The organism is Chryseobacterium lathyri (assembly GCF_003290185.1).
In the GTDB taxonomy this organism is placed as follows: domain Bacteria; phylum Bacteroidota; class Bacteroidia; order Flavobacteriales; family Weeksellaceae; genus Chryseobacterium; species Chryseobacterium lathyri.
Map to the genome: position 1 here is coordinate 116,631 of NZ_QNFY01000013.1, position 23,173 is coordinate 139,803.

General features: G+C 36.2%; 27 protein-coding genes. 4 read left to right on the forward strand and 23 right to left on the reverse strand.

From position 1 onward, the window contains the following. Positions 1 to 2: 2 nt before the first annotated feature. Genes DRF61_RS17885 through DRF61_RS17935 form a run of 13 tightly spaced genes read right to left on the reverse strand, consistent with a single transcriptional unit; the run spans position 3 to position 4,712 of the window. Positions 3 to 221 (reverse strand): PRTRC system protein C, encoded by a 219-nt coding sequence (locus DRF61_RS17885; protein WP_111959544.1) that lies wholly within the window; start codon positions 219 to 221, stop codon positions 3 to 5. A gap of 18 nt (positions 222 to 239) precedes the next feature. Continuing rightward, the gene (locus DRF61_RS17890; RefSeq protein ID WP_111959546.1) at positions 240 to 800 is read right to left on the reverse strand and encodes a PRTRC system protein E; all 561 of its coding nucleotides are present in this window, start codon (positions 798 to 800) and stop codon (positions 240 to 242) included. Positions 801 to 829: 29 nt separating this feature from the next. Continuing rightward, positions 830 to 1,213, reverse strand: a complete 384-nt coding sequence (locus DRF61_RS17895) for a hypothetical protein (protein ID WP_111959548.1) — start codon at positions 1,211 to 1,213, stop codon at positions 830 to 832. 11 nt (positions 1,214 to 1,224) lie between these two features. Beyond that, positions 1,225 to 1,479 carry a hypothetical protein gene (locus DRF61_RS22695; protein WP_146896968.1) on the reverse strand — a complete coding sequence of 85 codons (255 nt, stop codon included), beginning with the start codon at positions 1,477 to 1,479 and terminating at the stop codon, positions 1,225 to 1,227. Beyond that, positions 1,460 to 1,660, reverse strand: a complete 201-nt coding sequence (locus DRF61_RS17900) for a 3-isopropylmalate dehydratase (RefSeq protein WP_111959550.1) — start codon at positions 1,658 to 1,660, stop codon at positions 1,460 to 1,462. The genes DRF61_RS22695 and DRF61_RS17900 overlap by 20 nt, the downstream gene beginning before the upstream one ends. Before the next feature lie 27 nt (positions 1,661 to 1,687). After that, complete coding sequence (locus DRF61_RS17905; protein WP_111959552.1) at positions 1,688 to 2,056, reverse strand: DUF1281 family ferredoxin-like fold protein; 369 nt, start codon at positions 2,054 to 2,056, stop codon at positions 1,688 to 1,690. Between the two features lie 2 nt (positions 2,057 to 2,058). After that, the gene (locus DRF61_RS17910) at positions 2,059 to 2,307 is read right to left on the reverse strand and encodes an EF-hand domain-containing protein (RefSeq protein WP_111959554.1); all 249 of its coding nucleotides are present in this window, start codon (positions 2,305 to 2,307) and stop codon (positions 2,059 to 2,061) included. A 48-nt stretch (positions 2,308 to 2,355) separates the two neighbouring features. Further along, positions 2,356 to 2,775, reverse strand: a complete 420-nt coding sequence (locus DRF61_RS17915) for a hypothetical protein (RefSeq protein WP_111959557.1) — start codon at positions 2,773 to 2,775, stop codon at positions 2,356 to 2,358. 25 nt (positions 2,776 to 2,800) lie between these two features. Further along, positions 2,801 to 3,217, reverse strand: coding sequence for a hypothetical protein (locus DRF61_RS17920; RefSeq protein WP_111959560.1), 417 nt, complete (start codon positions 3,215 to 3,217; stop codon positions 2,801 to 2,803). Positions 3,218 to 3,228: 11 nt separating this feature from the next. After that, complete coding sequence (locus DRF61_RS22700) at positions 3,229 to 3,402, reverse strand: hypothetical protein (RefSeq protein ID WP_157963400.1); 174 nt, start codon at positions 3,400 to 3,402, stop codon at positions 3,229 to 3,231. A 48-nt stretch (positions 3,403 to 3,450) separates the two neighbouring features. Next, on the reverse strand, positions 3,451 to 3,987 hold the full coding sequence (locus DRF61_RS17925) for an antirestriction protein ArdA (RefSeq protein ID WP_111959563.1): 537 nt from the start codon (positions 3,985 to 3,987) through the stop codon (positions 3,451 to 3,453). Positions 3,988 to 4,014: 27 nt separating this feature from the next. Next, the gene (locus tag DRF61_RS17930; protein WP_111959565.1) at positions 4,015 to 4,287 is read right to left on the reverse strand and encodes a hypothetical protein; all 273 of its coding nucleotides are present in this window, start codon (positions 4,285 to 4,287) and stop codon (positions 4,015 to 4,017) included. A gap of 23 nt (positions 4,288 to 4,310) precedes the next feature. Further along, positions 4,311 to 4,712 (reverse strand): single-stranded DNA-binding protein, encoded by a 402-nt coding sequence (locus DRF61_RS17935; RefSeq protein WP_111959567.1) that lies wholly within the window; start codon positions 4,710 to 4,712, stop codon positions 4,311 to 4,313. An 827-nt stretch (positions 4,713 to 5,539) separates the two neighbouring features. On the opposite strand from DRF61_RS17935, the gene DRF61_RS17950 reads away from it, so the two are divergent. After that, positions 5,540 to 6,793, forward strand: coding sequence for a C10 family peptidase (locus tag DRF61_RS17950; RefSeq protein WP_111959573.1), 1,254 nt, complete (start codon positions 5,540 to 5,542; stop codon positions 6,791 to 6,793). A 7-nt stretch (positions 6,794 to 6,800) separates the two neighbouring features. Then, positions 6,801 to 7,268 carry a hypothetical protein gene (locus DRF61_RS17955; protein WP_146896971.1) on the forward strand — a complete coding sequence of 156 codons (468 nt, stop codon included), beginning with the start codon at positions 6,801 to 6,803 and terminating at the stop codon, positions 7,266 to 7,268. Positions 7,269 to 7,428: 160 nt separating this feature from the next. Here DRF61_RS17955 and DRF61_RS17960 read toward each other — a convergent pair whose 3' ends face one another. The 4 genes from DRF61_RS17960 to DRF61_RS17975 all read right to left on the reverse strand — a co-directional run bounded on the left by DRF61_RS17960 (position 7,429) and on the right by DRF61_RS17975 (position 9,528). Beyond that, entirely contained in the window at positions 7,429 to 8,391 is a 963-nt protein-coding gene (locus DRF61_RS17960) for a hypothetical protein (protein ID WP_111959577.1), read from the reverse strand. A 228-nt stretch (positions 8,392 to 8,619) separates the two neighbouring features. Next, positions 8,620 to 8,865 carry a redox-active disulfide protein 2 gene (locus DRF61_RS17965; RefSeq protein WP_111959579.1) on the reverse strand — a complete coding sequence of 82 codons (246 nt, stop codon included), beginning with the start codon at positions 8,863 to 8,865 and terminating at the stop codon, positions 8,620 to 8,622. Positions 8,866 to 8,915: 50 nt separating this feature from the next. Beyond that, complete coding sequence (locus DRF61_RS17970) at positions 8,916 to 9,110, reverse strand: hypothetical protein (protein WP_111959581.1); 195 nt, start codon at positions 9,108 to 9,110, stop codon at positions 8,916 to 8,918. Continuing rightward, positions 9,097 to 9,528 (reverse strand): SOS response-associated peptidase family protein, encoded by a 432-nt coding sequence (locus DRF61_RS17975; protein WP_111959583.1) that lies wholly within the window; start codon positions 9,526 to 9,528, stop codon positions 9,097 to 9,099. Before DRF61_RS17975 ends, DRF61_RS17970 begins: the two co-directional genes overlap by 14 nt. A gap of 412 nt (positions 9,529 to 9,940) precedes the next feature. On the opposite strand from DRF61_RS17975, the gene DRF61_RS17985 reads away from it, so the two are divergent. After that, a complete protein-coding gene (locus DRF61_RS17985) occupies positions 9,941 to 11,113 on the forward strand; it encodes a hypothetical protein (protein ID WP_111959588.1) in 1,173 nt (390 codons plus the stop codon). A 156-nt stretch (positions 11,114 to 11,269) separates the two neighbouring features. On the opposite strand, the gene DRF61_RS17990 is transcribed toward DRF61_RS17985, so the two are convergent. The 5 genes from DRF61_RS17990 to DRF61_RS18010 all read right to left on the reverse strand — a co-directional run bounded on the left by DRF61_RS17990 (position 11,270) and on the right by DRF61_RS18010 (position 20,471). Beyond that, complete coding sequence (locus DRF61_RS17990; protein WP_111959590.1) at positions 11,270 to 11,644, reverse strand: hypothetical protein; 375 nt, start codon at positions 11,642 to 11,644, stop codon at positions 11,270 to 11,272. Positions 11,645 to 11,795: 151 nt separating this feature from the next. Next, positions 11,796 to 12,395, reverse strand: coding sequence for a porin family protein (locus tag DRF61_RS17995; RefSeq protein WP_111959593.1), 600 nt, complete (start codon positions 12,393 to 12,395; stop codon positions 11,796 to 11,798). A 420-nt stretch (positions 12,396 to 12,815) separates the two neighbouring features. Next, positions 12,816 to 13,499 carry a hypothetical protein gene (locus tag DRF61_RS18000; protein ID WP_111959595.1) on the reverse strand — a complete coding sequence of 228 codons (684 nt, stop codon included), beginning with the start codon at positions 13,497 to 13,499 and terminating at the stop codon, positions 12,816 to 12,818. 4 nt (positions 13,500 to 13,503) lie between these two features. After that, positions 13,504 to 19,866 (reverse strand): RHS repeat-associated core domain-containing protein, encoded by a 6,363-nt coding sequence (locus DRF61_RS18005; protein ID WP_111959597.1) that lies wholly within the window; start codon positions 19,864 to 19,866, stop codon positions 13,504 to 13,506. Positions 19,867 to 19,871: 5 nt separating this feature from the next. Next, entirely contained in the window at positions 19,872 to 20,471 is a 600-nt protein-coding gene (locus DRF61_RS18010; protein ID WP_228452569.1) for a T9SS type A sorting domain-containing protein, read from the reverse strand. Between the two features lie 922 nt (positions 20,472 to 21,393). Between DRF61_RS18010 and DRF61_RS18015 the strand changes: the two genes are divergently transcribed. After that, a complete protein-coding gene (locus DRF61_RS18015) occupies positions 21,394 to 21,660 on the forward strand; it encodes a hypothetical protein (protein ID WP_111959602.1) in 267 nt (88 codons plus the stop codon). A 70-nt stretch (positions 21,661 to 21,730) separates the two neighbouring features. On the opposite strand, the gene DRF61_RS18020 is transcribed toward DRF61_RS18015, so the two are convergent. Next, a complete protein-coding gene (locus DRF61_RS18020; RefSeq protein ID WP_111959604.1) occupies positions 21,731 to 21,988 on the reverse strand; it encodes a hypothetical protein in 258 nt (85 codons plus the stop codon). Between the last annotated feature and the right edge of the window lie 1,185 nt (positions 21,989 to 23,173).

Consider the following 23,173-nt stretch of genomic DNA (forward strand, 5'->3'; position numbering starts at 1 on the left):
TTTTATCCTTTCGTACCCATAACACTTTCAAAAGTATATACCACAGAATCATCCTTAATTACAGGTGCAGAAACTTTTGAAGTTGTCAAACTGGGATAGGTATTTGCATAAAAATTCATCACTGCATCCACGCTCCAACGTGGTTCGGGGTCGTCAAGAATTATTTTCAATCCTTTGTCCATGAGTACAAATACTCTCGCTAGTTCAAGTGCTAATAACATGATCTTTCAATTTTATTGTTAAACATTCATTTGGTCTATAGGCTCATCAGTTTCGCTCTGCGGTCTTGCAAAAAGGTCAGGTGCAAAATGGGATTGATATAAATCCTGTTTCTGACCGATTGTTTCAGCATGTTCGGGATATTCGGAAGCTTTAGGCAGTGCTGTCCATGCTTCCTTAAATTTTCCTTCATTTTCCAGTGCTTCGGCTTTTGCCATAGCATCGATGTACTTCTTGTTCTTGGCTTCCTTCTCTTTTTTCGTTTTATCAGCTTTTTCCTTTTCCATTGCAGACTGTTTTTTGGCTTCCTCCATCTGCTTCATAAAAGTTTCCATATTGGACATAAGCCCCGAAGCGGATTCAACTGGTTTTTTGATATGTGAGAAAAATTCAGCATCCAGTTCTTCTGCCGTTCCTTTCAGGTTAAGGGGTGGGATAATGTTTTTTGCTTTATCTCCACAGCCGTCATTCTGAACCAAAATAGACACAACTATTTTATCTTCTGTAGCTTTGGCAACCGTTAGCGTTAATTTGCTTTGCAAGTCCATTTTTGCTATCTGCTTAAAAAAATTCGCTTCCATAATATTGTAGTTTAAGATTATTGATTTATTTATAATTGATCGTATGGTGAGATAATTTCGGAAGGGTTATTTAGCTTATACTTTTCAATGAGAAGATTCGCAATTTCATCCTCCGAATATTTCAGGTATCTTAGTCTTTTTATATACTTTTTCACATTTTTTTTTGCATCCCGCCCGTGTTCTTCTTTAAGATCAAGTAAATGTGTTTTCCAGTTATAAATGGCGTGTAAAATACTTGAATACGTCATACAAGCATATTGCTGTGCCTTTTCAGGATTATCATACTTGAACCCCCACTGGATATAGTTAGAAATAATGGACAAAAACCGATGTGACTGACTTTTTCCGATGCGCCGTTCTATTTCCAGAAACTCATTGAAGAGATAGTCCATAAACCTATTATCTTTTTCCATGTTGTAAAAAATTAGCGTGTATAATTATGTTTTGCCTTTGGGATGCTGTCATCTTTGAGAAGCGGTCTATTGCCTTTACCTTCACGGTCATAATTTATCTTGTAGCCGTTGCTCTGTATGATACCTTCCAAAAGATTCCTTGCTCCTGTGGCATCCCAATCGTCCGATGCCGTCATATTCAGGCAGTGCAAACGTTCAAAATCCTTAACCATTCGGGCTATGATGGATAATGCCCGATATTCTGTTTTATCTGCTAGGTTGCTCATGATCCAATTTTGATTTTAGTTCCAAAAGTTTGTTGTATATGTCATTCCAGTATTCCTGCCTCACTTTATCGTAAGGGACAGGCGGAACATGGTGCAAGTCCTTAAAATTTTCCGCCTGCTCGATAGCTTTATTCAAGTCGGTTACTGTGATCTCAAAACCGTTTAAATCCGTGATTTTCATTTTAAATAAATTTTAGATTGATCGATATTAGAACCAACCAAAATCATGGGGATCTAAATAGATGTTATTAAAAATACCCTTAGAATAAGTTGCCCTTCCGAATATACAATTGCCTACTTCCTGATAGTCCAGTACAAAATCCACCTTATAAAGCTGTGCAATCTGTAACACAGCTTCTATATTGGGTGTCCATTTCGTTTCATATTCGATTTTACCGTCCGCGTTATGGCTGATATAGTAAAAGAAATGTTCGTCTGTATCTGCTAGGAAATCGGGTAGTTTTTGATTTTCCGGTTTCTGTCCCATTTCAGCTATTGTATTAAATAGCGTTGTTATCTGCTGGATTGCTTCGGTCGATCCCACGAAGACAACCGTATTATTACACCAGTTTGCCATGATTACAAGAATTTTTTAAGGTTTTCGGTTTCCTGCCAGTTTTCTTTTGCGAGCGGAAACCATTGTGCCGCCATCGTACAAAGAATGGCATGATAAATAATCTTCGCAGTCCTATAACTGTCCTGCTGTTCGTCTTCAAAATCCAGTGCGCCACTATTCACAGCCTTATAGAAAAGTTCTTCGATTTCCTTTAAGGGTGGGTTTATGGTCAGGAGTGCTCTGAAATTATCTTTTAATTCTGCCTGTGTCATTTTTTTTGTATTTCCAGGTGACTTTTCACAGTCACCTGTGGTTAAACTTTAATCTTCCGTTTGTTCCGTAAATTCAATGGAGACTACTTCTTTCTCTCCGAACAGCAGTTCTATTGCCAGTTTCAGACTATGGTGGGGGTTTTCACACCCGATAAAGCGCACAAGGCAGTGTATCATAAAAATGGAATTGTGTCCCCAAAAAAGATGTTCGGAAAATATTTTCGGGTTTCTGTGAAGCTGAACATTGAGCTTTTCGATCACCTTTTCAATTTCTGTGATCAGGCTGTACCAATAATTCGCTGTTATCAGGCATTGGGGTGGCCAAGCCAGTTTAATATCCTCCTGTTTTTCCCGAAAATGGCTTATCTCCTTTTGAACAAAGCTGATAAGGTCTTTTAAATCTTTAGGAAATAATCGGGCTAGTACATACGCTCTTTCTGTATTGTTCATTTCGTCCAATGGTTTCATTTTGATAAATTTTGATGTGTAAAATTCAGTTCTGCGACCTGCGGTAAGTGCTTCGATCAATGAAAGGTTCAATTCTGCAAGAGACCCTTTTATTGACAAGATTTGCGTATTCAGTGGCTTTTTTCCTTGTTCCGAAAACCGCACCGTCTACTTTCCAAGTCACTTTATAATGCCTAATTGTGGAAGGCGACCTAAATGCGTAATAATCTATCCATTTAAGTTCCTCGTCCCTGAACACCTTGACCGGATGGATATACAGCCCCTTTCCGTCAACATTTGGGTAATAGGTGGATGCCAGTAATTTTTTCTCCCTGTTGAAGATTTCAAAGCGTACAAAATCTTTGTCGTGCAGGATGATCCTGAATAATTCATCTACATTGAAATGTGCATTCAGTAGCACATTTTCGTCGTACTTTTTATAGGTTATTACGCCAATATTCATTGCGGTATATTTTAAATGATTGATTTCTGACCGATTTTTTTAATCCTGATTATTGCCCCTATTGGACATCTTTCACAGGCCATTACCTGCTGAATTGCTCCCTGCTCTACGCTGAGTGAGGTTACTTTGACCTTGAAAAAACCTCTATCATGTTTAAGTGTTATTTTGAATGTTTCCAGTACCATTTTTTTAATTTAAAGGCGACTGCTTTCACAGTCGCCTGTGGTTAATGATTAGTTATAGAATACGTGTCCGTCCTCGCTCCAATAGCTTCCGCAGAAAAGATCGTTTGCGTAGGATGCATAGTCGAAGTATTGCTTTGAAAAATCGCTGAGGTCTTCGCGCTGGTCAATCAATTCCCTCGCAAAATCCTCGTCACTGTCGTATTGCCCAACATAGTCGTTCTCAAAATCCTCCAATAGTTCGGAAACATCACTACTTGACAAATCCTTATGATCGTTGTCACACCAAATTAGAAAGGCTTCCAAGGTGTTTTCGTCCAGATTGTTTAAGGCTTCCAATACTTCAAAAATATTTTCGCTGATCCACGATTCACCGATCAAGCCTTTCGGGATGTTTTCATAATCCTGAAACATATATTCGGGGTCTTCCTCGTCACTGTGCAACTGGGCACAGGCTTCGTAAAACTCGCCCCTATCGGCATAATCTGACAGTTTTAACCATTTTCCGAAAATTGAACCGTCATTATATTTGGCATATGTTCCCACATATACACTTGCTTCTGTTATATCTATTTGCGTTGTTGCCATGATGTTAAATTTTTGAAGGTTTAAAGATTAGTTTGCGCTTGCTACAAGCTGTTTTAATTTGGCTTTTACAGCCCTTGCAACCTCTCCGCGCCAAGTTGTTGCATTTGCAAGGAAATAGTTGATTACCAGACTTGCCGAATCTTCGTAATAATTGTCGTTTACGCTATTTAGTGAGCGCATGGCATCCAAATAAGGCACTGCCCCGAAATAGACGTTTTTCCAGTCTTTTCTGACCATTAGGGCAATCTGTGCTATATTATCGGGTATCTGTACCCCTGTGCTTTGGGCTGAATTTTTCATAATACTTTTAAATTTGGATTGTTTTAAAATGGTAGATCATCGTCATTGTCACCTGCAAAAGCGGGTGCAGTGACAGTTTTTACGGTTTCTTTTTGTACTGTTTCCCCGCTCTGTTTTCCGTCCCCACCGTGAAAAATGATATCTGTAACATGAAAATTTAACCCCGCTTTTAGGTTGCCTTCTTTATCAGTCCACGCACTTGCGCTGACCCTTCCCGAAAGTTCTACAATAGTGCCTTTTGTCAGGTATGGGGCAATGTTTGCAGTTCTCCAAAATGCGCAGTCGAAAAATGTTGTCTGTTTGATTTTTTCGCCTTCTTTGTTTCGGAATGTGTGTCTGGTAGCAACCCCAAAATTCACTACCTCTTTGCCGTAATTAGTAGTTCTAACTACCGCATCTCTACTGATTTTCGCTGTGATGTTCATAACGCTTTGTTTTAAATTGTTTTACGATTCTGTTATGCTCTTCCAGTCCTTTCCGAGGCTCGGCCCCGATATTATTTTCAAAAGAAAAAAAGGAAAAAAAGAAAGCAGACAAACAGATCATCCAAATGCGAAAACCAAGAGAAAAAATGATTTAATGGGGGGTCCTTTGGGGGGGAACCGTTCATTCATTTTTTCTATTGGTGGGAAGTGGGCCGGATGGATGAACTAACTTGGCTGCCTTTTTATCCTTTTCTTTGGAAATCATATTACTTGAAATTCAATTCATCAAAATATCCGAATCGATCATTGATTCGGACATTAGAGGATTGTAAACCCGTGGTATGGAATTGTGTTAAGGATCGGATTTACATTTTTCTAATAATGAGAAGCCAAAAGCTCTTTTATAGGGTGGAAAGTAGCAAGGAGGTAAATGTGCTTTGGTGTGTGCCTGGGGAACAATATAAAACTGCGTGAGCGATTGAAGTGGATAGCCCACAGCTCAGCGAGGACTTGGAACAAAAAGCGCGGTCTGAATTAGACACGCCCCAGTTAAAAAGAAGCTATACCGTAATTTCAGCATGCCCTCGGAAAAATTATAGAAATTGGATCATGCCTCATTTATTGAGGAACCTGAAATTTTTATGAAATTGTTGAACTTCTTTATGTTCTATACCCTAAAACCAATTCATTAAAAAAATTACGAAATCGTAGTTGATTTATTGTTTTTATTAACTTATATAGGTTAAAAAAAAGTTATCTATTTCGTTAATTAAAGTTTATGGTTATATTTATTGTATATATATAATACTAACCATAAAAACTAGATTATGAGAAAATTCTATTTGTATTTAGCTATTCTTATCTTCTTTTCGTGTAACAGGGAGGATATTAATACGGACAACTCAAATGATGAGAATTATGTTACCTTAAAAGAGAGCAAATCAATCGCTGACTCTTTACAGCAGTTCATATTACATAGGAAAGCAAAAGCCAGGCGGGGAGTAAATAAAAGCCGTAATACAGTTCTAGAGAAAGAAATAGTAGGCAGTGATGGAACGGTTGTCATGCGTATATTTAACTATACCGATGGCGGCTTTATTATTTTAGCAGCTGACCGAAGAGCAAACCCGGTACTCGCATATTCAGACGAAACTTCCTTTTCTTCAGATACTGTGCCACTTGCCACAGATGCATGGCTTAACGATACGAAGCTTGAAATTGATGCTATCAAAGCAAGAGGAACTCAGGGAACAAATGTTGCGGATATTCTATTGAAGAAAGCCAAATATACACAGCTATTATCCGGTAACATGGTCTCTACTATAAAAACAAAGGCAGTTGGAGGCAATGTCGCAAAACCGCCACCCCCACAATGTGAGGATAGTGAATATATGAATGGTCCGCTTCTTAGTACAAATTGGGACCAAATCGGTGGCTATAATAATTATATGCCGGCGAAAAGTTGTACTCCTTATTATTGCAATGGTAAAGCTTTTACTGGTTGTGTAGCCACTGCAATGGCACAAGTCATGAGATTTCATCAGTATCCAACTACATTTAATTATAGCATTATGCCCAGTAGTGTTCCAAATTATACAGATGTTTCTGCAGGAGCAAATGAAATATCTAAACTTATGTGGCGGGCAGCAGATGCAGTTGGCTCAGATTATAAATGTGATGGAACCGGCGCGGCTGCAGATATAAGTGATATTTCCTCTACTTTTAAAAGTCTTGGGTATTCCACATCCGCAACTTCGGGTGATTTTAATTCTTCGACAGTTTTGAGTGAAATAACAAGTAACAGGCCCGCTATATTATCAGGTTACAGTACCAAGAGCGGATCACTTTTTCCTACATACAGCGGCGGACATGTATGGGTAGTAGACGGAGCACACCACCTCATGACATGTCCTGAAACGTTGCCCGACGGTTCAACAGTTGGCGGAGGGGGTTATCTGTGGTTCCACATGAATTGGGGATGGGGTGGTTCCCATAACGGCTGGTTCGGGTATGCCGATGCAAATTCAGGTAATGGAAATTACCAATATAAACGACAAATGGTTTATTCGATTCATAAATAAAATCAATATGAAAAATTTATTGTTAATAATCGTAAGTGTTCTTTCTTTCACTGCATGTAAGAAAGAGGAAGCTAAGCAAACAAACCTATATGATAAGGTTTACCTAAATTTAGTAGATGAGAATGGTGTAAATGTCCTGAATTCAAAGTTGACAATAGCTGACCTGGATCTATATTACGTCACAAGTGCAGGTGATAAAATCCTTCAAAATCATGAAAATCTGGATTTTCCAAAGAATATGAATATTGTAAATGAGGGGGTGGATAAGATGCTGATTGTGTTTGCAAATGTAGAAGCTCAAAATAATGAGTATGCAGAAAGCATATTAAAAGTTAAAGGTTATGATGATATAACAATTAAGGTTAAGGTTCAAAAAAATGGCGGTAGCCTTGGATATTCCGACTTATTTTTAAATGGAAAAAACATACCTGTAGATTTGAGATCTAAACCTATTAAGTTACAGCTGGAAAAATAGTTCCATTCAGATATACAAAGACCACAGATTTGTGGTCTTTGTATTTTTCCCTCCAATAGATAAAAAAACGTTTCCTTTCGATTAACGGCAATAATAGCCGCTCATTTATATCATCAAAGTTAGATGCGATAATTTTTACGCCATATTTAGAATTTAGATACTAGGAAAGCAAATCACCATAAAAATTACCGTCAACTTTATAAACATGGTTAATCTTATCATTTTCACATCGTCCAACGAGGTTATATTCCTCCGACCTATATAAGTAAACCTTCCCGCAACATCCCTTTTTAATGCAGTCCGCAGATCTTTTGTTAAAAGTAAAATGCCAAGGTCCATTTCTCCGAATTGAAATATGAGTTTGTTCATCAAATAGAACCTCTCGCTCTACCGGCAATTTTTCACCCAAGATCAAGTATAAAATTTTATGGGGAAATTTGGTCTTTTTGAGTTTTTCTTTATAAAAATATAAGAATATCGGAAGTGCACAAAGCAAACTCATCATTGACATTTTCCAGACCCATTCATTTGAGGACAATATATAATAAATTCCAATTGCTATTACCAAAGTAAGCAGCGTCATTACGATCAGATAATACACATACGAATCTTTAACCGATTGTGAGAATGGAAATGATATCTTTTCCTTTTCATCCGCTTTGAAAAAGACTGTATTATCATCTTGAAAATCCAAAGACCGACAAAGTACCGTTCTAATTTGCTGGCTAGGCATCTGCATTATTTTAGCAGCAATATGTTTATGAGTGATCACATTAATCTTAATGTTTGGATTATGCATTCGTAATTTATCAACCACAGCCAATTCATCAGAAGTAGAAATTCGATTAGTAACAAAATTAAAAATTTCAACATTGTAATTTTTAGTGACGCAGTTAACAAAGTCCTGCCGAATCTTCGTTTTGACATCGCTTCTGGAAGATATAGCAAAATATTCCTTCGAATGCGGAATATAACCATCTTTACCGCCATCTCCATTACTTCCATATGATGCTACACGTTGAAATTCTATGCCATAAATTGCATCAAAATATCTTTCGCAGTAATCTTGAAACTCAAAGCTGTGTTTTCCTTCTAACAGCATTTCCATTAAGTCTATTTCCATAAGTATAAATTTTAATGTTTATTTAAATTGAAAGATAAAGATAAGTCAACGCTCAATATCGCTTGCTATTCTTGATTGCATAAAGAAAAACACCCGAATCTTGGGTAGAATCGGGTGTTTTAGCCATTATTAACCTATTTTATGAAAAGTATGCTCGAACGAGCATAAAATTATTTACTCGAATTTAATAACATTTTTAGAAAATGTCAAATTAGGATAGCCTTTTTATTACAATTTCCTGTTTGCCTTCTCTTTTTTTAATTGGTTCCAATTATTGATATTTAAAATTAAGATTGGAAGCAGAGCTAGAGGTATCACATTTAACGCGCTAAAACCGCGTTTAAATGTTATGACTATATTACTTAAGAATAATAGCAGGATTGCTATGCCCAACATGATCGTTATGGCTTTGATTTTTTTTTCATTGCTTACAAGTTCTTCATTTGTATACTCAGTTAGGGCCTTATTTTTCATATTCTTTTTTTTAATGACATCACGTTTATTATTTTATTAGGAGACTAAACTTAAACTTCATAATTAAGTTCAGGTACTTCTGCATAAACAAAGGCTTTTGTAGGAGTTCCAGTTTTTCTAAAATCTTTTTCAATTGTATACGCTTCCATTTCAGCGGCACTGATTTGATGAGTAGCAAGTTCGGTAATTCGTTCCTCACTAAGGTCCTGCATCATCCATTCCCAAGCTGATTCATCTGGGAGCATTGTAGGCAGACCTCCACTCGTAAAATTCACTTGAAAGTATTAAGCATCTTCTTTCCAGCGCTGCTTTCCGAAACATTTTTTCTCGACCAGTACTTTCATCCTTCAGTAAAAGTTCTTCACCTTTTGCGTTCAACGTCGTATAGGGCTGATGCCATTTTCCCTTGTCGTCCTTATAACCAAAACGCATCTTTTTCAGATTTTCTCTATTTTTCACATATGATGGAACGAAGCCCCATTCCATTTGGACGATATCAAAATTGCATTTGTCTTCCGTTGGCCGCAAAACTGCAATGTTTCCGTAATTAAATCCCTCGTGTATTTCTTGATCTAGAAAATCGTAGTTCATAACAGCTTTTTCCAGATCCATGAGACGGATAAATTCATCTCTCGATACACGTTGTCCGTTATAATAACACATATGATTAAGTTTTTAAATGTTTACTAATTTCTTTGCCAAATAATTCGGCTTCTTTTTGCCGTCCTTGCGGTATACTTGTCCAGAGATTACTGGACAGAGCGGAAATTCGAGTAATAACGAGCGGTAACCGACCATCAGAAAATAGCAACCTAAAGACCTGTTGATCATTAACTGTGTATTCAGATACAACAATTTTCACGCCCTCGGCTGAAATTTCTAAGGTTTTATTTTCAAAAAGATTACCCATCAGACTGCTAGTCAATAATTTAATGATAATTAAAGTTAATCATTTTTTCTTTCTTCTCATCTAATGAAATGATTTACCTTTAAGTCTAGGTATATGTTCTTCGGCCTAAAGCCCTAGATATTAAAAAAAATAAGGTACTGTACCATTAATAAAATATCCAAGGTTATGGAATTTGAAAGTGAAAAAGAAATGCAAAAATGGCTGAGTAATATCTTTGCAAAAGGACAGTGCTTAGCTGATGTTATAATAAATTACGAGGAGTTTATTTCAAGTAGTGACCATCTAAATTATCCAGATTCTTCCCATCAGAAAATAGCACATAGTTTTCTCCATTGTCTTAAGTCCTTTGAAAACCATGAAGTTTTAGTGGAGGATAAAAATATCTCCTTAAATTCCGATGATATTTTGCGACCCGATTTCTTACTTTATTCGTCCGCAACCGAAAGTATTATAATAGTTGAGCTAAAAAATCAAAAAAGTTCCACTAGACAAACCGCAACTGAAATCGGGGCCTATGCAGCAGAACTCAGAAGCTATCTACCTTTTCTATCAGAAGGTGACTTGGTGAATGTGATTGTCTCTAGTGAATGGCCAACATTACTCTGTCATTTCACGTATAATGAAATTGTTTGGTTACATAAACGTATTATCTGTTTAGAACCCACTCACAGCGGTGGAGAAAGAGCATTAAAAATAGTAGATCCTTATTTAATTTTTAAAGAACAAATGACTCCCTCAATTTCGGCTCAACAATTAGGGGGGTACCAGATTTGCCTTTATGATGACCAGCTGTATGCTGGTGGAGATTACATGAGGTTGCAGGAATTTGAGAATTCAATGTTTATTGCCTTAAATGCCATGTCAGCAAAGGGTAATTCATTGAAGGCACATGGATTCGCGTTTTTGTGGCGTCATCGTTTTGATGTTGGTTTTGCACCATACAATATTACCGTAATGAATTTTGCTTCTTTTCAAACACCTATGTTAACTATCGAAAATTCGACTGTTAATGAAAATATTTTCTCCAATAAACTTATAAAAGCGATCCATGACCATAATCCTGAAGGCCATAGTAATACACTGGATATCATCTCAGACTATGCAGAAACTTTTTTAAAAGAATTCTGCTCACCTAGAGCAGAGGGATACTCAAATTGGCAAACTTTAAAACCAAGAATCTTTACTGAGATCGCTATTGCATTTGTTGGATGGGGTTATTTTCAGGATCGTCTGTTTGATCGCTTAGCAAAAATGCCTAAACATGAGGAAGCCGACATTCGTTTTGAGTCTACAGATCCACTATTTGCAATAGCGATGCTTAATGAGATTATTACATAATTGTAAAGTAAACTCCTACATTCCTTTAAAAAAAAGAAACCACCTTCCGATGGTTTCAAAAACAGTCACATCAACATATAATCAGATAATCTGAACTTTACTTGCGTTCTAAGCGTAATGATGAAGATTATACGGTTTTTTACCGAACGGATGAAGTTACCAATCCTTATCTGTTTGATAACTCTGATTAAGGTCCGGACCGAAGATAATTGTTCCGTTATTAATAATATAAGGAAATACTACTTGATATTTTTTCCTACGATTTCTAAATATTTCAATAACTACTACATCATATCCATCTGATTGGCCAGTGAGGACAATTGCTGAGGCAGTGATCTCAGAATCTGCCAAATCTAATTTTACCTCCTTGATAAGGAAATCATAGATTTGAGTTTCTGAAAATGTTTCATACGCTTTCACTGTATCAACAACTTCGCCTGAGCGAAAAAGGACCCTAAACGGTTTGAACTCGCCCATTTGGAGTAAAAAAAAACCAGCGCGTTCTTTAAGGGCATTTAAAAATGCTTCCATTTCTTAATTTTAGCTCGCTTACAAATTTAATGCTTGGAGCGTTACTATTATTTTCATTTCTGTTACGCCTTCTTTGTCAGTATAATTTTATACTTTCCCAATAATTGACGGGCTTTCCCGTACAGATAAATTATTATTACAACTGAGCTTTCTAAAAATAGTAATTAAGCCCTAATTGGAAATTAGTGTTTTTTGAAATCTCTCCGCCGCTATTTTTAACAATATTGCTCAATCCTGCAATATAACGAGCATTAATCCCTATGTTCGAACTAAATCTATAGCCTAAGCCAAAGCCTAAACCAAAATTAAAGGTTTTCAATCCATCTTTATTGCTTACTTTATTAGAGGTGCCATTAATATCACCTGATGCTTGAGCATTAATAAGGAGCCCAAATTCGGGGCCAGCTTCAAGATAAAATTCAGGAGTGGCATTGTATTGTACCATTACTGGAACATTAATATAACCAAGGGTTTGTTTCATATTCGTTATTGTATATCCCACAAAGTCATAGTCATCTTTTAATTTTGCCCCCTGTTGGCTATATACTGCCTCCGGTTGAATGTTAAATGCTTCAGAAATTGGAATATTTACAAATACCCCACCATAAAATCCGGGTTTGGATTTGGAATCTCCGTCTGTTATATTTGACAGATTACCCCCTGCCTTAATACCAAATCTCGTCTCGTCTGAGTATTGGGCAAATGCCATAGTTCCTAAAACCATACATAAGCTTATTAATTGTTTTTTCATAGGTTAGTTTATAAAAATTGTGTTCTAATTACCAAGTTTGATTTTGCATCTAATAGCCTTTAAAAGGCGATTTCCCCACGATATGTTTTAATAATATTAGCACGATATTCATTACCTTTTTCAATGAATTAATTCTCTGCAAGATCTAAGTTTAAAAAATTTCTGCATAACTATAATGGCTTGCTGTTCATTGGTTGAAAAGTAAAGGCCGTCACTTCCACGCAAATTTGTGGTGTATATTAATTCATACAATTTGGAAATATATGGCTTTTTTTTTAAAAAGTTGCCCGATTTGTCGGGCAACTCTTATAATAAGTTATTGGAACTTATTAACTAATTGCTCATGAGCTTTCTAATTCATCCTTTACTTCAATAAGGATTATTTCTCTTTATCAAAAAACTCGATTCACTTCTACACTTTTATAAAGTAAGATCTGAACTCGCTAATTGGGATATTTTTTTATCCAATTTATTCGCTTCTACCTGTTTCAGTAAAAAATCTTTATTACTCGCTACATGCTGCAATTTCTGAAACCATGCGCCAAAGTCTCCAAACGCTGCTTCAAAGATTTTCAGATTCCAGTTTTTACTTGCTCTTTCAATTTGATCTAATGTACTTTGAATCTGACTTTCGCTTCCTGCATATAATGCTAAATAAAATCTGAACTCAAGTAATGATGCATTGCTTGCCGTGGCTGATTGATAAGTACTATCATATTTTTGAACGTCATCAATTAGATTGTAAAAACTGTTCAATGGTACATCATCTTCCAGGGATAATTGCAGACTATCAGAAACAATTTGAATTGCTTCTTTTAACTTTTCATTCACATCATTATAAGGAAGATCTAATTGTAAATTTCTACCATTATAAAATTCAAACATCAAGACCGGATAAGCCAGACAAGATTTAATATCCGCCTTATATAAGGGATATATGACAAAATGGGGTCTGTAGTTCTCGCTCCTTGGCAAATTAATAAGTTCTATACCGCATATAGCCGGACCAATTATTTTGTATAGCTTATTCTGGGAAAATGCACTTAAGCCAGGAAATGCACTTAACCACTCCTCTTTGATTATTTTCTTTGTTTTATTATCCATTGTTTTATCTCACTATAATGTTACCATATTGATCTACTATCCTTATTGGTTGTTGAAATGTATTATAATATTTATTAAACTGAGAGGTTCCCATCACAGGTTTTCCAAATTTGAAATCATAAATAACACCGTTTGAAGTGTCATGAACATCTAAATAACCTTTTCCAAAAGCCCTGTTAAAATACTTGTTAACCTCCATTCCTCTATTACCGTACATACCCTGATATTTTTTTATAAAAGTAGTTGCATATGTATGTTTAGAGGTTCCCGCAAACCTGCCCGTTCCCCCAATTGCATTTTCTGCTCTAACAGCGGCTTGGGATACGATTTGTTCATTTGACCTAAATACCTTCGGGAACGTCTGTTCACCTTGAAAGCTGAATTTGGGAGTTTCCTTAAATATTGGAGTGGTGCTAGCCCCTTCATCGACAATTTGATAGCCTACAACTTCATCAGCATATCCACCATTAACATTACCAACTACTAGGTTTCCTTTTGGTGCAGGTGTTGCGCCTACAGTGGTCGTTTTAGGTGTATTATTCAGTGTCCATTGCGTTCTTCCTACTTCAATAGGCGCATTTTTTAAGATGGTTCCTTGTTGAGCACCTGTCGTAACGGCCTTAGCATTAGCTACAGCCCGCTGAATCCCGCCTGCAACACCGCCGATAACACCTCCCATAGCGGCTCCGGTCAAACCACCCATCAAGGTACCCTGGACTACATCTTCGCCGAACATTACGGCAGTTGCAAAGCCATTGATAGCCCCAGCTACTGCTCCTCCTGACGCTCCTGCAATGGCCCCACCTAAAATACCACCCTTTATACCTACTGTGGCTGCTGCGGTAAGGGCAGAAGCGCCTACAACTGACGCTACACCACCTGTAAATGCTCCAATAGCACCGCCCATTGCAATTTTCCCCCAGGTCGCTCCCCAGTTCCATTTAACAGGATTCCATGAGCCGTTAGCTTTTACTCCTGTAACATAGGCTCCTATAACTGCTCCCGCAACAATCCATACAAATTCCCCGTTAGGGTCATTATACATCAGCGGATTATTCATTACATACCCATACCTGTTGTAATTTTGGGTATTAAATGGTGCCTGAATGTGCTCATCTGCATTCAAAAACCTTCTGAGCAGTGGGTCATAGAGCCTTCCGTTCATATGGATAATCCCTATTTCAGAAAAATGCTCATGACTGGTATACCCCCGGTCTATTAATAATAGAGTAGCATTGATTGAATTCTTATCCGTAACAATACCCCCATTACCTTTTTGCAAATGAGTAAAATTACCCCAAGCATCATAATGTCTTTTCTCTAAAACTTTACCACTTAGTGAGCTGACTGCTAACACACTTCCTAAGTAGTCCTTATGCAAAAGCATGTACGAGGCAGTACTTGTAACAAAGTCTTTCAAATATACAATATCAGATTCATATGGTGATCCACCGATATAAATAATATGCCTTTCTTTCCCAGTAGTATTGTTCTTTACTACTTCGAAGCTTCCTTCTTCACTATAAATCTTAGTGAATATTCCATCATGATCACTTCCAAAATTACCTCCGTAGGTTGCTCGCTGTCTCATGGCTGACAATCCATACTGAAAGCCAACATCTCCTTTTTCACCGTCTATAAATACTGGATCATTATTCTCATTGTAAATGACCGTTTGAACCAGATCATGGTCATAATTTTCAACTCCATTATTATTAAGGATCATTCCGCTAGGCTGGTAGATCTTTCCAGCATTCTCAAACTTGATAACTCCGATATGATCATTTTCCATGATCCTACCTTTTACATCATAAATATTTCGGTCGACAGAAGGCATAAATCCCGATACCGGATCAGTCCAGTTAACAAGGCGGTTATTATCGTCATAACGAAAATTTTCACTGATGTCAAATAGTACATTTTTTCTAAAATTTAATTCATTTTTTATGGCATTAAAGGTGTACTGAACATGGGCTATAGGTTCCGATAACGCAGATAAATGTTTTATTTCCTGAAGCATTCCTGCAGCATCATAGGTGTTGGTTACCTCTGAAGTGCCTAACCTTGCTTTCAGAACCTTCGACTTTGCATTTGTCTCTTGTAGTTCCCATAGAATTTTTCCAGTAGCTTTGTCTTTTACTTGATAAAGTTCTCCATTCCACGGGCTATACACATTTTCAATAGAAGCCTTCGTTACTATTCCTGAGGATTGTAATTCTTTTTCATAAGTACTTACTCTTCCATTGCTGTCGTAAACTATATTTTTATCAAAAAAGTAAGCTTCAGGGGTTGTTTGGGAAGAAGACATTACCCGTCCCTGAGAATCATATTTTATTGTATATATATACTTTTTCCCATTGGAAGTTCCTGTTTTTTGATCTATCCTTCCTTTATTGTTATACAAAAAGGTGATGATCTTTTCCGTTTCGTTTCCGGGACTGGATTTCTCAATCTGGCTGATCAGCTGGCCCAGATTATTATACTCATATCTTTTCTCTCCCTTGGGGCTTAGAATTCTGGACAATGCTCCCATATACCCTAGATATTCGTACTGGTAAGTTCCATTGGAAGCATCTTCCATCTGTATTTTATTTCCCCAGTCATCATATTTTGTAGTCACAATATTCCCATCATACTTCGCTTGGATCTGTTGTCCTGCAGCATTGTAAGTAAACTGTACGGTTCCCCCCTTGTCTGTAGATGAAATTATATTTCCTAATGCATCCGTCGTCTGAGAAGTAATTCTTCCATAGTCTGCTGGGTTCGTTTCTTTTACGGTGGTGGTTACTCCCGAAACAGTAGTCTCAGTTCTCTTTCCAGTAAACGCTACAGCAGTTACTTTGGAAGGGAAGACAGTATCGTCATACGTGAAAGTATTCCACTGGCTGGCACCCTGTCCATCAAAATAGGGCTCAGATTCATTAATTTTCCTTCCTAATATATCATACTGTACTTCTTTAGAGACATATTGCCCCTGTCCAAAAGCTTTCGTAGAAGTTTTATATTCCTTTCCAAGTTTGTCTGTAAAAGATTTGGAAACACCTCCATCGGAATCATTTTGTGTAATGGTGACATTGTACAGGTTGTCTTTTTCATATTGATATGTGGTAGTTCCAAGCAGGCTGGATGCAACACTCATTAATTTACCCCATCCATCATAAGTATTTGTTATTGTATTATTATCTGGATCAGTCTTCGCAAGCATCTGACCCCAGGCATTATGAGTAAATACAGTTACCAGTCCGAGGTTATCTGTTCTTTTAACTAAAAACCTTCCCTGCGAGTCATATAGTACCGATTCAGTTTTGGAATTGCCATCAAGTCCTGATGTTGTTGTCGTAGAAGTAATATTTCCAAAGCCATCGTACCCATATTTTTCCACAATTGCTTTAGTAGCATCTGTTCCTGGAAAATAAGTGCTGGTTTTTAATAGATTGTTATCATAGGTGTATGTTGTGAAATTTTTTTGAGTGTCACCATAGGCTTCTATTATTGCAAGTTTGTTCGACGGTCTTCCCACATAATAATTCTTTCCTATACCGGCTAAATTATGCTCATAATCAAACTCTGTTGTTGAGACAGCATACCCATAATTAGTATTGATTACCGTTTGGGAAGGAAGGTAGTAGTTTTCATAGGTAGTAGTTTGATCAGTAAATACACCAGTTAAAAAATCCTTGGTCTTCGTAGATATCGGAACAACAGCAGTAACAACCTTGGTTTTGTATGCTGGAGGCACAGTAGAAACGACCTGGCCATTCACAAGTTTGTCTATCTTGTATGTTACACCCTCAAAGCTCAACAGCTGAGTATTATTCTCTGATATATCTACCGGGAAAATATTAGTTTCGTTGTTCGTTCTGATGCTCCAATTTTTTACTGGAATTCCGTCTTTAAGGAGATCAATTTCTGATCCTGACCATATTTTGGTATTTTCAAATCCATCAGCATACCAGGAAGAACGGGCGACCTGATGATAACCAATCATTTGTTTCTCATGTAAGTTTCCGGACAGGCCCCTGTAACGGAAATCCTGCTTCCTGCCTTCCTGCTTAAGCTGGGAAACGGCAAAAGCCTGATCCACCCTGCTTAAAGAATAGTATGGATAAAACTCATTCTTTTCTTTTTTATAAAAAGATGCATTAGAGGTATTATTTGGAACTACTTCGAGGTATTCTACTGAAGTGGTAACTCCTCCCTGAGTGATTGAGCTAACTCTGGCAAGTTCGGAAAGTGGAGTGGGGCCCTTTATTTTTTTCAGATTTTCTTTCCAGTATACAAAGACATTGTAATAATTATTCCCTGATTTTATTGGGCTGGTAAGCGGAGAAAACAACGTAAGATCAGTAATGTCCGGTGTACCATATAGCGGACTCTGAAATGACCAGTTTGGCGTGAAATTCGGCGTTCCGTCAATCTCAGATCCATTCGCCATTTTCGCGCTAACTATATACCCAAACTCTCTATACCCATTTGCTTGGAAAGGATTAATCTGATTGTAAGAGAAAATCTGAACGACATCAGATTTTCCATCTTTATTCATATCAGTAACAGAAAAGAAATATTGTTTTGCATATTTTGCATAATTACCCGTCATTTCCTTCTGGAACTTTCTATAGGTAAAGAATTCTTTTTTCAGGAAAGGGACAAAGCCTTTATCTGTTCCGATATAAAATCTCCAGTCATCAGGTTTTCCGATCGCATAATCTGTAATGGGAATGGTAAAATCAAGCTTTCCATCGCCATTATAATCCCCGTATAACACCGGGAATTCCGGATCTTTTGTTTCAAGCAGGTTTCCAGAAAAGCGTATTTTCTTCTCATAATGGGTCGCATCATATTTTACAAATTCAAAGACTGTATATTGTGAACCTGATACACTAATGATTTCTACTTTTCCGTCTCCGTCAATATCAGTATAATGCTGATCTGGATATGAGCTGTCATTGATTGACGAAATAATGTAATGAAATCCCGTACTTGGATTTTTAAGATCTACAAGAGCTTTTGTGTTAAATGACCCTTGATCTCCATCATCAATAAAAAGATCTGGTATTCCATCACCATCTAAGTCCCCTACCTCCAGGGTGATCATATCATCTGGAGAACCTAGCGCTAGATTTCTCTCGAATACCTTTACAAAGGTATTATCTCTAAAAATATAGCAGAGAACTTTGCCGTCTTTATATTCAACAACACCATTTCCATTATAAACTTGGCCCTGTTCATCCAATAAGGTGTTTACTAATTTAGCATTACCGGCAAAAACTTTCCCTGTAGAAACGGTTGAAAAAGTTTCGTTGAAAGCACCCAATTTTACTGTACCATCATTCATCAGGAAATCCAGATAAGAGTCCCCATTAAAATCTCCTACTAATTTTACATTATCAAAAGGTTCTGGTTCTGCAGCGTACTCCGCATATGAAGAGTTAACCATAGTTGGATAGTTTAATGCCACCTCATTAGCAGACTCATTGTTAGCATTATACTCGATAATCTTATTGGCAAACTGGTAACTTGTTCCATTATTGGTATATTCAATACCGTATCTTCTGAATTGGTTATTATCTGTAGTGACCTTAACTTCTGAAAGAATTTTGGTTTGATAATATTTAATTCCCTGTATATAAGATTCTTCTTTTAAATTTCTTTCGGAATAATTGAACCGAATGGCATTCATGTGGGGTGTATTCAAATCTATATTCCCTCCCCATTCTATAGCGTCAAGAACGGTAATTTGGTTTCCTGGGCTATAGCTATAACTAATATAATTTCCCTGAGCATCTTTCCATTCGCTAATATTATACTCTGTCGAAGTTTTTGCGTTCAGACCCATCCCATACAAGGCCTGAGAGCCGTCCTCAAAAGTGATTTCCCAGTGGTCAGGCCCTTGCCAGGCTTGCCCGAGAGTAACCGATCCTACAGACTTTATTTTTATATTTGAATATTTCTCCGTTACATATTCGGCTCCATCCTTTCCATATTCCCCAGTTTTTAGAATCAACCTTTGACCATTAAAACTGTAGTAGTCTGAGTAATTCAGCTGGATTCCTTTGACTTCTTCGGCATTTTCTATAGTCTTTGCAATTCTTGTAATTGCTGTAATTCCCGAGATATTCCATCCATACCCGGCAATACCATTACCGGATTCACTTGTGTAGACCAAATTTATTTTTGGAGTTATATCTTTTATCCCAGGAGGTACCTCGATGGGTAATGAGAACTGGAGCTGTCCCGCCCTTGTGACTTCGATATTGCCCTCAGTATCGTGAAATTTCGGGGGTGCTTGTGAAAAGCAAAGAGCCGAAATAAAAGATAATATGAGGGATGAAAATATCTGTATTTTCTTTAGATTATATTTTTTCATGACGATTATCTTTTAGTGATGTTTTTACTGATAATTCTTCCATCTTTTAAGGAAAAACGCAAAACATATACGCCCCAGTCGTAACCTGTCATATTGATCTTCAATTGCTTGTTTAGAGAAGGGATATTCTGCTGTTGGAATTTCCAGTGTACTGTACTATGTTGATACAGAGAAACTGATTGGATTAATCCGTCTGCTTCCTCTGTCCAGTCTATGGTTAACACATCGTTAACCGGAACAGGATAAAGCCTGATCTGTTTCCAGAATGTCTTCTCATCCATTGTCTGTGCGCCAGCTAATGGGACTTTTTTAGATTGCTCGGAAGCTTGTTTGGCTGTAGAGTCTGGACCCCTGTATCGCTGATTGCCTGCCTCATCGTATTTAAAGTAGACTTCCGTTTGAGAATACCCCAAAAAGCCCAGCAATAAGCAAAACAAAAAGATAGATTTCTTTACCATAAACCCTCGCTTTCTAGGAAGAAGATCGAAAAGGCTGATATGACGATCCCATTGCGATGGTATCAATTCCTTATGTAAAGGAATCCTTCGGCCGTGATGACCGGAGCATGGACACCGATACGGTGTATCATTATAAATTTTGTACATGTGCTTTGTTTTTAGATTAAATTAGATTTTGGTTATCCCCTCAAATGGGATATATCGTCTTATCGACTAATTTTTGACGACGGGATAGTTTTATCCGGAAAAAAGTTTTGTTTTCATTTAGGTTATTTTGAAGGTTTCAATATTCCTGATTATTCGATCAGGGCGTGGGTAGTCTCAAAAGACGCTTAGCCTATCGGCCATGTACAAATCGAGGAGATTCTTTATCTGTACATAAAAGAAGTTAGGGTTAGAATAACTTCATTTCAATAATCAATGCCACTTTTACATTCGAAAGCTATTTACTGTTTCGAAATACAAAGCGACCTTATGTACTTACAATTTTTGATTATATTGTTTACATATCCAAAAAAGGTGATTTAATAGAACATAATTCACAAAAAAATGATTAAACTCGACTTAAAAACACATTGGTTTTTCATTTTATAATTAGAAATTAATGATCATTTTTAGGAATTTTGGGAGATTCAAAAAAGAAACGTTCAAATCGTAAAGATTTCAAATTTAAATCTAATCATATCATTGTTAATCAATAAAATACAAACCGCGTGATATTGTTTTATCCAACAATATTATGAAAAATAATAAGTTAAAATCTGGGGGAAAACCCCATTTTAATATGGGGTTTTTACGGATACTTTTTTAATTGCGTTAATATGGTTAAAAAACCTAGTCGTACCGTTATTATTTCCCTTTAAAGGGATTTATTTGTCAGCAGAATTCAATAAAAAAAGAAGGTTTTTGGGGGAAGGCACAACAGAATTTTAAAATCGTCTAAACAAAATATGATCTTAATGATTTTGAAGCAATCAGGAAAGATTTACTGAATTTTGAATTTTTTAGGCAAAATCCAAATACGCATAAAACTTGTACCAAACATAAGGACAAAGCAGAATTTCGAGTAATGGCTGATGTTAATAAGAAATTCTTTTTACTGTTTGACAAGGAAGATAATGCTTTGGAATTTTTGAATTCTACTGAACACTACGATTATGGAATATTGGAAACAGACTTGCAGGACGAGCTGGAAAAGATCACCGCTGAAAATATTGATAAAAAATCTGCTGAATTTCTGTCACGTTTTAACAAAACATTTAAATTGCAGGTGGATTATGATCCAAATGAATCTGACTTTTCCACGATCACATCATTACATTATTGGATAGGGTAGTTTTATTAATGTCTAAAAAATACTTTTAAAAAATCTTTGATTTTACGGAAACCCTAAAGATTTAAAGATATCATAACCGATACCTTAATGAAATAGCCCTCCATATATCTTTAGCAAGTTCTTGATCCGCATCAGAGTTTTCAAAAAACCAAGCTTTATCTCTATTAACAAGTTTTTGAATTACTCCATCTAGTAGAAGATCTACTTGGGTGTCGTCTTTTGAAATTCCTCTTTTTAAAAGTCGAATCTGAAAATCTCTATTCTTATACGTGATCCTAAAAATTTGTCCGGCGGTACTATCAAAACTTGAACCGATCGTATCTTCCATATAAGCAAAATAAATTAATAAACTGAATTTAGTATGTTTCCCTTTTTTTGTAACGTAAGATAATATGAATTGTTGTAGGTATTACCTTATAATATTATTACCTATAAAGCTTCTGAATGCCAAATTAGGCCATAAAATTCACATATTCAAGATTCGATAAAAAATCATTCTATATTAGCTCAAACATTGTATAAAAAATTCAAGCACAGTTATGATTGTATAAGTAATAATGATTCATTCAAAATAGACTGTATCATTAAATCTTATAAATTGGAAAAATATATATTATTAATTTACGAGAGATCAACAGAATGTAGGATAAAACGAGACTATAAAATATTAGCAAAACATCATTTACTTTTTGACAAACATTTCATCATCCAAAATTAAATACATTCTTTAATTACCAATATAGGTGGTGAATTCACCAATTATTTCACCACCGACATAAAGTTATTTTTGGCTTAAATAAAATAAATTACAATCCGCAACTTAGCTCAAACATTGTATAAAATTCAAGCACAGTTTTGTGATTGTATAAGTAATAATGACTCGTTAAAAATAGACTGACTCAGTATATCTTAAAAATTGCAAAAATATATATTATCAATTTAAGAGTGATCAACAGAATGTAGGACAAAACGTGAGAATAAAATATTAGCAAAAACATCATTTACTTTTTGACAAACATTTCATCATCCAAAATTAAATACATTCTTTAATTACCAATATAGGTGGTGAATTCACCAATTATTTCACCACCGACATAAAGTTATTTTTGGCTTAAATAAAATAAATTACAATCCACAACTACCTTAAGTTCAGTCAGTTACAATGTCACTTGATATTTAATTAATTATTTGGTTTACAGCGTTTTATGAAAAATAGGTTTTTTAAAATTGAGCATTTTGTCCCTTTCTTTCAAAAATAGTTAGTTTGAAGAGAGACGTGAACTTGAAAACTGCATCAAATGAACATTGTTTGCCATTATCAAATTACCAAAATAAAACCCTTTTTTTGACAATGTTACTTCGTTAAAAATTGACAATAAATTCTTGAATTTCAATGGTAAGTAATAAAAATTGCTTCTATTATATTTTGTTTGTTTTTATAATATCCGTAAATTTGTAACAGATATTTTTGATTTGTGTGTATTTATCCCCTATATGTCCCTCAATGGTGACA